Source organism: Microcoleus sp. Pol17C6 (assembly GCF_036701145.1).
Lineage (GTDB): Bacteria > Cyanobacteriota > Cyanobacteriia > Cyanobacteriales > Microcoleaceae > Microcoleus.
Genome location: NZ_JAUBQH010000005.1, coordinates 41,027 through 53,282 on the forward strand (window position 1 = coordinate 41,027; position 12,256 = coordinate 53,282).

Below are 12,256 nucleotides of genomic sequence, written 5' to 3' on the forward strand. Positions count from 1 at the left end.
TCGGCTCTGTGCCATCTTCCCAGAGACAGATTGGCACGGGAATTTCTGCTAAATCAACTGCTATCATAGATCAAGGGACAGATTAGATTATCTAATTTCTGGGAGCAATAAGCGAGTGAATCACAAGCTGGCCAAAATTATCGGATTATTTTTCGCAGCCGCCACCCTCTTTGGATTCGTCGGTTACGCGCTGCAAAATCCCAACTTCGCCAGCAACTCAGCGATATCGATCGGCTTCCCCAATCTTACCACCCTGGCCGTCGGGGCGATCGACAACAAACGATCGCAAATCTATCTCAACGGAACTTGGCAATTTGTCCCCGCAGTTGGCAACCCCCAAAACCCCCCTGTCTCCCCAAATTGGGGTTCCATCTCGGTGCCCGGAGATTGGCAAAAAGAAAACAACGAATCCGTACCCGGAATCATCACTCGCGGCAACGGCAAAGATTGGGAAAACTTCAACAGTAAACAACTATCAAAAGCTTGGTATCAGAGAAATATAGACCTTCCCGGCGACTGGACAAACCGCCGAATTTTTCTCGACTTAGCCAGAGTCAGCACCGATGCAGTCATCTTTGTCAACGGCATTAACTGCGGTCAAATCCCCTGGCCCTACGGCACTATTGAAATTACCAAAGCAGCAAAACCAGGTCAAAACACCATATCTATTTTAGTGGTGGCAGTATCCGATGAAAAGGAAAAAGCCGTCATCATGGGCCCCACAGAAATCTACACAGAAAAATCAAAGTTGCAATCGCGGGGAATAATCGGCGAAGTAAGGCTTCTGAGCCTTCCTCCAGGCCCGCTAATTAGGGACGTATTCGTCCAAACTTCCACCAGAAAAAAGCAAGTTAAATTAGATGTTGAACTCAAAGACGTTGCCCAAAACGGTCAAGTAGAAATAATCGCGCAAATGCTCGACGAAAAAGGCAAAGTACAACAAAAATTCACCGCCACTACCAACGTTAAAGCTAAACCAATTCAAACCGTCCAAGTTCATTGGAATTGGCCAAATCCCCGTCTTTGGGATCTCGGGCAACCAAACCTTTACACCCTGCAATTAGAAGTAAAAGGCAGCGGCATTGACACACAATACAACCAACCTTTTGGCTTCCGCGAATTTTGGATAGAAGGGCGCAAATTTTTCTTAAACGGAACTGAAATTCGACTGCGACCAATCTTGCACTCCGATACTTGGCAAGGCGGCACAGTAGAAGTTGCAGATAGCCTAATTGATGGCTACGTCAAAGCCGGGTTTAACATAACAGAAATGTGGCCTTGGAATCACGACGAACGGGGTAGATGGCACTTCCGAGAGTTGTTTTCCGAAAGAGCAGACCTCAAAGGTTTTCCCATTATGGCTCCCGCTTTAGACATTAGTCCTATCGCTTGGAATGGCAAGTGGAAGAACCCCCTGTGGAAAAACCGCTGGAAAGAGCGAATGGTGACTGAAATGCGCCGCTACCGCAATCATCCATCAGTATTAATGTGGGCGACAAGTCCTAATTTTTTCGGCAACGCTGACGACCTAAATCCCCGTCGCATCGGCAAAAGCAAAGTAGAAGGAACTCTCAGTCCCCCGGAAAACCAGCGTTTGCGGGTCAACACTCCCCTAGGAAATGACGCTTTAGCTACTATTAAATCGGCAGACCCAACCAGACCTGTGATGGTACACCAAGGCGCCCACTTCGGCGATGTTTATGCGCTGAATTCTTATTTAAATATGATTCCCTTGCAAGAACGGGAAGAGTGGATTTCTGAGTGGAGCAAAACCGGGGAAAAGCCCTACATGGCAGTCGAGTTTGGGACTCCTCTGCACGCAACAATGATGCGGAATCGCAAAGGTTTTGGTCAGGTGATTCTCAGCGAACCTTGGATGACTGAGTTTGCGGCAATTTATTTTGGCAAGCAGGCTTACGAGTTGGAAACTGCCGCTTATAAAGCTAAAATTCGCGAGCAATTTGTCAAGGGTCAGGAGTATCAAAACTGGCATTTAAAAAAAGAGTTAGATTTTGCCCCAGCTTTTCAAAAGTTGCAGCAGTTATTCAGTACAAATACTTGGCGGAGTTGGCGGACTTTTGGAATGTCTGGGGGGATGATTCCTTGGAATGACGGACATGGTTGGGAAGTTTCCGAAGCAGGAAGAAAAAAGGTGGATATTGGGGCCTTTCAACCGGGTCGCCGGGGAGTTTATTTGAAGCAAGTCTCGAATAATCTTTTGAATTATTTGCAGCCCGAAGCTTACACTGTTCATCCTGGGGGCGAGGCTATTATGAATAATAATAGCTCGACTTTGGCTTGGATTGCTGGTGCTAGCCCGGTTTTTACTGCCAAAGATCACAATTTGTTTGTGGGCGGAAAAGTGGCCAAGCAAGTAGTGTTAATTAACGATAGGCGAACGCCGCAAGAATTTACGTTTAATTGGCGAGTTTTGGTGAATGGCAAAGAAGTAAAAAAAGGCGAGGGAAAAGGGATGATTGAGGCGGCAGGAACGCTGTTTTTCCCAATAGACGTAAAATTGCCAAATACCATTTCTAGCAAGGCTGACGGCGAAATTCGCTTGACCGCACGGGTGGGCGATCGCTCGCATTCTGATACATTTGCTTTCCGCGTTTTTCCCAAACAATCCAACATCAAAGATTCGGTGACAATTTTCGATCCAGCCGGCAAAACATCGGCAATGTTAAAACAATTAGGTTATCAGCTTGTACCGTGGAATGGTTCGCAAGTTTCATCGCTATTAATTATCGGTAGGGAAGCGTTTTCAAGCGGGGAAAATTTGCCGGGAAGTGTAGAAAGTTTTGTGCGAAACGGCGGCAAAGTAATTGTGTTTCCTCAGCGCCGGGAATGGCTGGAAAATACGGGTTTCCGGGTTGCTGCCCACGTCAGCCGCCGCGCTTATCCAGTTGACAGCAAACATCCCGCAATTAGCAGTTTAGACAGTGAAGATTTGCGGGATTGGGTGGGGGAAAGCACGCTGGTTGAAGCTTATCCAGATACGATCAAAACTGGCCCTAATTTGAGTCCGGCAAATAAACCTTGGTACGGCTGGCGTTGGGGAAATCGTGGCGGTGTCAGTAGCGCTTCAATTGAGAAACCGCACCGCAGCGGTTGGCGTCCCATTTTGGAATCTGAGTTTGATTTAGCTTATTCGCCGCTGATGGAATTGGATTACGGAAAAGGGCGGCTAATTTTAAACGAATTGGATTTGGAAGACCATTATTCTGTAGATGCTGGGGCGGCGCAGTTAGTGCAACAAATTGTGAGTTACGGGATGAATTCTCCGGTACTTGGAAAGCCGGATCAAGTGGTTTTAATAGGGGGAGATGAAGATGCCCAAAAGTTGGACAGTTTGGGGGTAATTTATCAGCGCGCTAGTTCGCTTTCTAATGATGTTGGTTTGGTGATTCTGGGGAAAGAAGCGAATCTGAAAGATGCAGATTTGCGCGGTTATTTGAATGCTGGCGGGAAGGCGTTTTTCTTGCCGCGTCAAGTGTCTGTTGCGGGTTTGGGCGTGGGTTTGCAGCAAGCGCAGGATTTTGGGGGTTCGCTGGCGGTTCCGAGTTGGGATGAGGTGAAGGGGGTTAGTGCATCCGATTTGCGATCGCGCTCTTTTTATGATACTTGGTTGATTAAGTCTGGGGGAGAAATCGGTGCTGACGGGTTGTTAAGTCGGGTACAAGTGGGCAAGGGTGTGGCGATTTTCTCTCAGATTGAACCGGACAGTTTGGATGCTGATACTAAGACTTATTTGCGTTTTACTCGCTGGCGGCAAACCAGGGCAAATGCTCAGATTTTGGCTAATTTAGGGGCGAGTTTTAAGGCGGATGGTTCTGTGTTTAACGGTTCGAGTCGGGAGTTTTATCACTGGGATTACAGAACGGATTTTGAGAATGGGGACGATCCTTATCGGTATTATAGATGGTAGAAGTTTTTAACCGCAGATTAACGCGGATTAACGCGGATGTTATGGAGGATATTACAGGTCAAAGTTACGGCGGAAGCGGGGGTCTAGTTTGTCTGTTTTCTTTTGGTTGCAGGTGCCGCAGAGGGTTTGCAAGTTGCTGATGTCGTTGCTGCCGCCGCGCGCTAGGGGGATGATATGATCGATCGTGAGTTGTGTTTCTAGTTTGGTTTTGCCGCAGCTTTGGCATTGGTATTTATTGCGAGTAAATACGTATTTTCTGACTTCCGGGGGAATGGGGATTCTAGGGGTTTTAGTCATGATGATTTTTAACCGCAGATGAACGCGAATTAACGCGGATGTTTGATGGATTAGCTGGGCGAGTTTTCTTGATTGAGAAGTTGGCGGCGCAAATCATCGAGGGGGGATTCTGGTTTGCTAGTTTCTGATTCGTTGTTTTCTGGTGTTTCTGCGACTTCGGGTTCATCTGGGCAAAACTCTATAGTGACATTGAGTTTGAGCTTCATCTTTCCTTTCTTCCAGCCCTGAGCACCCACTCTGAGAATTTCACAATCTATACCTTCACCAAACCAATTGTCATATGAAAAACGTTGTTGGCGAGTGTCAACAGGTACATCGATATGTAAGTTCTGTTCTTTTAACGATTTATTGAGTGTCTCTCCTAACCCATACTCAGGCAAAACTCTATTTACTGTTTCCTTTAGTTTTCCTACTTTAAGCATTGCTTTACCAAAAGATAAAGCATCATCATTACCGCAGTTGTGAAAATCAAATTTATTTTCCATATTTATATCTAACCTAATAGGTTTTTTACCCATGAGTTTTAACCGCAAATGAACGCGAATGAACGCGAATATTTGATGATGGCTCAGTCGGCAAATATTTCGTCAAAAATGTCATTTTCCGCACTCAGCCAATCTTGATAAGCTTGGGATACAAGCATCGGTTGAACTGATTCTTTCCCACTTTTAAAGAATAGGGCTATGTTCAGAAGTGTTGCTAACTTATCCTCTGAAAGTTTTTCGATTATTGTTAAAAGTTTTTCGCGAATGTTCATAGGATTAAAGTCGCTCTTTGTTGGCTATTGTAGCATAATAAACACAATAAAGATAGCGGGCGATTGGAAATCGCCGATTCCCGATTGCCAAAATTGCAATCATTCACCATCCACCGAAACGCTATCATTTTGTCCAATTACAGGCAACAAATGCTCGTGCAACTTCATCGCTTGCAAACAACTATTAATCCCCGAAACTGCCCGATCGTACTCTTGAATTTTCTGCTCATTCTCAGCTTGCCGCCGCAGATTCCCAGCAATCTTTTCCTCAGCCTCCTGTGCCAAAGTTTGCTCCAAATAATCGCGGGCTTGACTGTATTTCTGCAAAATATCATCAGCTTGCTTTTGGGCCAGCGGCAACAAATGCTCTTTCAGGGTTTGGTTGACAGTTTGGCGGAAAGTTTGCCGAATAGTTCTAGATACTTTCGGCTCAAAATCCAGCCGCAATAATTGCCGAATTGCCGGTTGGGCGTCCACCATGTTTTCGCAGTCGAAACCTTGAGAAGTTTGCTGCAATGTTTCCCGGAATTGATAAATCGAAAACGTGCCTTCGTCGTAAAAACGGGGACTTTCTCGCACGTAGCGATCGCACTCTACGCCCGCCGCATTTACCAAAGCATCAGAAACCCGCTTTGATAACTCCTCTAACTGCTGTTCAATTCCCCCGTCGTTCCCCAACAGCCGATAAAGTAATCGATAGTATTCTGACTTGCGAACGCTATCTTTCAAATACTGAAAATAATTATCAACCAGTGACTTAGTAGCCTCTACTAAAATATCTTCCAACTGATTCGCTAAATAGTAAAGTGCCTCAACTAAAACAGCAATTAAAGGTGCTGTCGCATTGCGGGGATGATTCCGCAAAGTGCGTCCGTAAGCCGCCTCAACAGAAAATCCGTCTAACAATTCATCCAAGCGCCGGATCATCCGAGATTGCAATTGCCGAAAGTCTGTATCGAAAATATCGCATTTATTCATAATCATTTCATTGACTTCTTCGGCGATATGTTCCCGAAAGTCCTGTCCGACTTGCTGCAACTCTTGATTTAGTCGCAAAAGTTCTTGTGCTTTCATCGCTTCAATTTCGCGGGGCTGGCTGTCCAAGTTCCGCTGAATTGTTTGGTAATGTTTCCGCAGTTGAATGCACAAGTCTTCCAAGTCGTCAGCTAAATTTTTGAACAGTTGCGGGCGTTTTTCTTCTGTGAGGTAACGGGTGATGGCTGTGCGAAAATCTTCGATGCCGCTATCTTGAATTAATTGAGCAATTAATGGTTGTCCTTGTTCTGCAAGAATCCGCACGTAGTTTTCATTTGGTGTTTCGTAGCTGTTAACAGAAACCCGAAATTTGCTGGGAGATAACTTGCCGGAATTGGCACAGTATCGGTTAAACTCGCTGACAAATTGCGGTGTTTCTTCACTATTACCGAGAAACTCTGAATCTAATTTATCATCTCCAGAAACTCGCCCTTGACTGCTGGCAAAGATTGTATTTAAACCAAAGCGATCGCGCCCTGTTGTCCCTCGAATCCTACTCCCGTAAAATCCCAACAATCCGCTAGTTTTGTAAACTCTCGCAGTATCGCGAAAGTCGGAATTAATCAGATTTTCTAAGCGCTGTCGCAGTTGCGTGTTGTACCAAGTTTCGTCGATGCGGTTGAAAATGTAAAACAGTCGATCGCGAATTCCCGGATTTCCCCGTGTTTTTTCCATCAACTCGGTTTCCTCCGTCGTCATTTCCCCAGACGAAGCTGCTTTCAAAACGCAGACAACTGCCGAAGTATCGGGGCTTTCAATCTTATCATAAGTCAATTCTGCATCCCGCTGCACGGGCGCATCAATTCCCGGCGTGTCGATAATAATATTGCCATCTTGTAGCAAGGGATGATAACAGTAATATTCAACTCGCTTGAGTACAGCACTGTTGCTACCGCGACGGGCATAACTAGCAGCTTCCTTGAGATTGGAAAAATTAAACTGTTCCATCGAGTAGGTAGCGTTTTCGAGAGTTTGGATGCGATCGCGATTTGCCTCAAAACCTTCTAACAGCAGCATCAAAGCCTTAGCTTTTTTGGCTAGTTCCGATTTATTTTCGCCGCCTTCCGTTTCAATAATTATGTTACATCCCTGAGACAACAGCGACACTACATCTGTTTGATTAATATTAAGTTCAGTAGTTAAACCTAACTGATGGCAAAGCACAGAAGCTTGCTGGCTAATCTCAAACTCGCTCAAAAAAGTTAGAACAACGCGCTCTTGTTCCGGCTCAGCAAAGGCGATATAACATTCCGTACCTGTCGCGTGTCCTTCAGCACTGTAGAGCAATTCCCGCTCCAGCAAAGCATTAATCAGCATCGATTTTCCCGCACTGAAAGCGCCAGCAAACACAATTTCAAACTCAGGAGAAATTGCCTTTTTCAGAGAAGCTTGTACCGCCGTGATATCTTGTTGTCGCAAAGAAGATTCCTGACGCAGCAGTTGCAGTAAAGAGTCAACTTGTTCTTGCAGATTGTTGCATTGAGGGGGCATTTGAGTCATCGCTGCAGACTGCTCCTGATTGTGGGAAAATTACCTTATTTTTAATTCTCTGCTAGTTCAGGAATAATCACAACAGTAATTTTACTTATGCTATCCAGGATTGCTGAAAGTGCGATCCTCTTCGAGGGCTCCGCTAACGGCTATTCTGGCGACAAATCTTATCGTTTACGGTTGTTTCGGAATTATTAAACCGCAGAGGCCGGAGAGGGCGCACAGAAAGAGAAGAGAGAGATAAATAATTGCTATACCCACGGATTTGATATCACCTATTTACAGCCAACTAGCTAAATCTGATATGTCAGTAAAATTTAGCCAAGCATCTCCTAATTTTTCGTAGACCATTAGTAGTAAGGCGCGCATTATTGCGCCTCTACAAAATTAAACTAGCGCCTTGCGTACTCTACATTAAACCGATAAATCCTGACGCGGTTTAAAAGACTCAACCTGCCGCAACTTTTCGTATAATTCCCGTTCCTCTTGACTAATTTCTTTGGGAATTAACACCTGAATTTCTACCAATTGATCGCCCCGATCGCCATTTCCTGTCGGATAGCCCTTGTTAGCCAGCCGCAACCGCTTTCCCGACGTTACTCCCGGTGGCAATTTCATTTTCACCCTACCATCTAGCGTCGGTACTTCCACATCTCCACCCAACACCGCTTCGCTGGGAGTCAGTGGCAATTCGCAGCAAATATCCGACATTTCCAAGCGAAAAAATGGATGGGGAGAAACTGTGATTTTTAAATATAAATCTCCGCCGCCCATACCTTGATTTCGCAAGCGAATCCGCTGGCCTGATACCATAGCAGGAGGCAGATTCACCTCGATCGCTCGCCCATCTTCCAGACGAATTCGCTCAGTACCGCCCGAATAAGCCCTTTCCAAAGGCAGAGTTAGCCTTGCTTCAATGTCTCTTCTGGGTTCGCGATCGACTGTTTCCCGTCGAATTTCGCGATCGACTGCTTCCCGTCGAATTTCGCGATCGTCCACATCCCTTCTGGTTTCGCGATCAACTGTTTCCCGTCGAATTTCGCGATCGACTGTTTCCCGTCGAATTTCGCGATCGTCCACATCCCTTCTATCTTCCCTAGAATTAGCTACATAACTCGTTCTCTTAGAAGCCGTACTCCACGGTTCATAGGAGGCTGCTCGCGGTGCATCATTGGCGGTCGCCATCCTCACTTCCCGGCGCCTTCCGAGCACTTGATCTAGAAATTTATTAAAATCCGAGTAATCGCTAAAATCGACATCTTCGGCCGGTTTTTTGCGGGTAGCTTTACCATTTCCCCAAGTTTTGAAATTGGGAAGTCGCACCCCTTGCTTGCCTTGAAATCCCTTTTGTTTCCAGAACTTACTAAACTGATCGTATTGAGCTCGCTTGTCAATATCGGAAAGAATATCGTAAGCTTCATTAATATCCTTAAACCTATCTTCAGCCGATTTATCCCCCGGATTTACGTCAGGGTGCAACTGTCTGGCTAGCCGTCGATAGGCTTTCTTAATCTCATCAGCCGTGGCATCTTTGGGCACTCCCAAAATTAGATAGTAATTGCGAAAATTCTGCATAGTTAGTCATTAGTTATTAGTCATTAGTCATTAGTCATTAGTTATTAATTATTAGTCATTAGTCATTAGTCATGCTGCTTCCCTGCTTCAAACTAGGGACTAATGACTAGGGACTAATGACTAACCACTAATTAGAGCCAATCGTCGTCATCATCCCAATCGTCGCTTTGATTTTGATAAGGCCGAGTGGGGCGATTAGCACTGCTTCTGCGATCGCCCATACGATCGCCCATACGATCGCCCATACGATCGCCGCTGCGATCATATGGGCGATCGGGAATTGGATCGACAGTCGATCGCCTGTACGGCTTAGCATTGGTATAATAGCTGCTGTCATCGCTGCGCCGCTTCGTACCGTCGCCCGTAAAAGTCCGCTTCACAGACTCAAAGAAATCGTCATCATCGTCATCCATCGCAAACGCGGAAACTTCTCGGCTCAAATCGTAAAGAGCATCCTGCAAATCCGAACCAACTTGGTCAACTCCCCGCTCATCATTGCGTTCCAAACTGTCTCGCAATTCCCGAATTAAAGTTTCAATTCGCTGGCGACTTCTTTGAGCAAACTGCATTCCGCGATCGAGCGCTACCTCTCGCAACTGCCGCTCCGCTTGATAAGCTAAAGCTTCAGCGCGATTGCGTTTTTCTACCCTTTCCCGCTGCAACTTATCAGCTTGAGCAAACTGTTCCGCATCGCGAATCATTTGATTCACTTCTTGTTGAGTCAGCGTCGAAGCACCTTGCACAGTAATGCTTTGTTCCCTGCCGGTAGTTTTGTCCAAAGCAGTCACCAACAGCATCCCGTTAGCATCAATATCAAAAGCTACTTGCACCTGCGGAATCCCTCGCGGCGCTGGCGGAATTCCAGTTAGTTTAAACCGTCCCAAAGACTTATTATCTCGGCCTAATTCCCGTTCCCCTTGGATTACGTGAATTTCTACCACAGTTTGGTTGTTTTCAGCAGTGGAAAAAATGTCTGATCGCCTGACGGGAATAGTAGTATTCCGAGGAATCAGTTTTTTCATCACACCGCCGATAGTTTCCAAACCCAGCGACAGCGGCGTTACATCTAACAGCAGCACATCGCGGACCTCGCCTCCCAAAATCCCCGCCTGAATTGCCGCTCCCACCGCCACAACTTCATCGGGATTCACATTTTGATTCGGCTCTTTATCAATCAAGTTGCGAACAACTTCCTGTACCAAAGGAATGCGAGTCGAACCGCCGACTAGCACAACTTCATCAATGCGAGAAGGACTCAAACTTGCATCAGCCAAAGCTTGTTTCACCGGACGCCGCAGCCGCTGCACCAAATCTGTGCACAGCCCCTCAAATTGACCGCGAGTTAGTCGCGTTTCCAGATGCAAAGGCCCGTCTTCGTTCGCATCGATAAACGGCAAATTAATCTCAGTGACACCGACTCCCGACAGCTCAATCTTGGCTTTTTCTGCCGCTTCGATCAAGCGCTGCAAAGCTTGCCGGTTGCGTCGCAAATCAATTCCTTCTTTTTCTAAGAATTGTTCTGCCAACCAATCCACAATTTTGGAGTCAAAATCATTACCGCCTAATTGAGTATCACCGCTAGTTGCTTTGACTTCAAATACTCCGTCTCCCACGTCTAAAATCGACACATCAAAAGTACCGCCGCCCAAATCAAACACTAAAATAGTTTGACTTTCTCGCCTGTCCAAACCGTAAGCCAAAGAAGCCGCTGTCGGCTCATTTAAAATCCGTTTGACATCAAGTCCGGCAATTCGTCCAGCATCCCGCGTCGCCTGTCGCTGCGAGTCATTGAAATAAGCGGGAACAGTAATTACAGCCCCCGTCACCTCTTGTCCCAGATAGCGGCTGGCTTCATCGGCCAGTTTCCGCAAAACCATCGCCGAAATTTCCTCTGGGGCAAAATCTTTTTTCAGGCGGGGACACTTGATTTTGATGTTCCCGTTCTCGTCGCGGCGAGTTGTGTAAGGGACGCGCTTTGATTCTGGAGTCAGTTCGGTATATTTGCGTCCGATGTACCGCTTGACGGCGTAAAAGGTGTTTTGCGGGTTGAGAACAGTCTGGCGTCTGGCCATCTGTCCGACAAGGCGTTCTCCTTCCTTTGTGAAAGCGACTACCGAGGGAGTTGTCCGCATCCCTTCTGCATTGGCAATCACAACCGGTTTGCCGCCTTCCATGACGGCTACTACTGAGTTTGTTGTTCCGAGGTCAATGCCAACTACTTTACCCATGCGTCAGTTGTCTCCTGTGGCGTTGTGTGTAGCCTTTTCAATATAAGCGTTAAGTATGATTGCATTTATTGTACCGCGTCGAGAAGCGGGGGCTGCAGGGGGATTGCCTCACCTGCGCTTCAGGTTGCTGGGGTTGGCTGGGTGCGCGCGGCGGGTTGCAGGCGCGTGTAGCTGGAATTTGCGTTAACCCGGATCGGCATTATTTGTTGGGTTCGTTTTACTGGCCCAACCTATGCTGTTTAAACTAGAATAGAAAGCAAATTTAGCGGGTTAATTATGCAAAGTATTAAAGTACGATCGCGCGTTGGTTCCGACGGGATGTTGCATTTGCAAATCCCCGGTGGTATCAAAGATACAGATTTGGAAGTTATTGTAATTTTCCAGCCCATAGCAATTGCAACTGAGGGTAAAACACCGGAAGATTTAGGCTGGCCGCCAGGTTTTTTTGAGAGAACTTTCGGGTGCTTTCAGGATGAACCTTTAGTTCGAGGAGAGCAAGGGGAATATGAAGAGCGAGAGGAATTGCTGTGATTTATTTACTGGATACTAATACCTGTATCGGTTACTTGAACGGCAGATCGATTGGAGTTTTGCAAAGGTTGCAGGCTCTACCTTCACAGGATGTCGCAGTATGTTCTGTTGTTAAAGCTGAACTGTTCTATGGATCTATGAAAAGCAACAATCCCGATCGCTCGATCGCCCAACAGCAAGATTTTTTGAATCGCTTCATATCTCTTCCCTTTGATGACCAGTCTGCCCTAATTTACGGTCAAATTCGCGCTCAATTAGCTGCATCTGGAACACCCATTGGCCCTAATGACCTTTTGATTTCCTGTATTGCTCTTGCCAACAACCTAATTCTTGTAACTCACAATACCCGCGAGTTCAGCCGTGTTGAGGGTTTGCGTCTGGAAGATTGGGAGATAGAGGCATGAGTTAGATGTA

At 46.3% G+C, this 12,256-nt stretch carries 9 protein-coding genes; 3 read left to right on the forward strand and 6 right to left on the reverse strand.

What is annotated here, in order from left to right; genetic code table 11:
* Nucleotides 1–115 precede the first annotated feature (115 nt).
* Entirely contained in the window at nt 116–3,928 is a 3,813-nt protein-coding gene (locus tag QUA25_RS04145; RefSeq protein WP_333035810.1) for a glycoside hydrolase family 2 TIM barrel-domain containing protein, read from the forward strand.
* A 51-nt stretch (nt 3,929–3,979) separates the two neighbouring features.
* Here the strand turns inward: QUA25_RS04145 and QUA25_RS04150 are convergent, their stop codons facing one another.
* From QUA25_RS04150 to dnaK, 6 genes are all read right to left on the reverse strand, one after another.
* A complete protein-coding gene (locus QUA25_RS04150) occupies nt 3,980–4,225 on the reverse strand; it encodes an HNH endonuclease (RefSeq protein WP_333035812.1) in 246 nt (81 codons plus the stop codon).
* 50 nt (nt 4,226–4,275) lie between these two features.
* A complete protein-coding gene (locus QUA25_RS04155) occupies nt 4,276–4,743 on the reverse strand; it encodes a KGK domain-containing protein (RefSeq protein WP_333035815.1) in 468 nt (155 codons plus the stop codon).
* 50 nt (nt 4,744–4,793) lie between these two features.
* Nucleotides 4,794–4,982: a hypothetical protein gene (locus tag QUA25_RS04160; protein WP_333035817.1), complete on the reverse strand. Its 189-nt coding sequence runs from the start codon at nt 4,980–4,982 to the stop codon at nt 4,794–4,796.
* A 99-nt stretch (nt 4,983–5,081) separates the two neighbouring features.
* Nucleotides 5,082–7,517: a dynamin-like GTPase family protein gene (locus tag QUA25_RS04165; RefSeq protein ID WP_333035819.1), complete on the reverse strand. Its 2,436-nt coding sequence runs from the start codon at nt 7,515–7,517 to the stop codon at nt 5,082–5,084.
* Between the two features lie 405 nt (nt 7,518–7,922).
* Nucleotides 7,923–9,083 (reverse strand): DnaJ C-terminal domain-containing protein, encoded by a 1,161-nt coding sequence (locus QUA25_RS04170; protein ID WP_333035821.1) that lies wholly within the window; start codon nt 9,081–9,083, stop codon nt 7,923–7,925.
* A gap of 131 nt (nt 9,084–9,214) precedes the next feature.
* On the reverse strand, nt 9,215–11,311 hold the full coding sequence (dnaK, locus tag QUA25_RS04175) for a molecular chaperone DnaK (protein WP_333035823.1): 2,097 nt from the start codon (nt 11,309–11,311) through the stop codon (nt 9,215–9,217).
* 276 nt (nt 11,312–11,587) lie between these two features.
* On the opposite strand from dnaK, the gene QUA25_RS04180 reads away from it, so the two are divergent.
* Nucleotides 11,588–11,842, forward strand: a complete 255-nt coding sequence (locus tag QUA25_RS04180; RefSeq protein ID WP_333035824.1) for a hypothetical protein — start codon at nt 11,588–11,590, stop codon at nt 11,840–11,842.
* Nucleotides 11,839–12,246: a type II toxin-antitoxin system tRNA(fMet)-specific endonuclease VapC gene (gene vapC, locus QUA25_RS04185; RefSeq protein WP_333035826.1), complete on the forward strand. Its 408-nt coding sequence runs from the start codon at nt 11,839–11,841 to the stop codon at nt 12,244–12,246. The genes QUA25_RS04180 and vapC overlap by 4 nt, the downstream gene beginning before the upstream one ends.
* Nucleotides 12,247–12,256 lie beyond the last annotated feature (10 nt).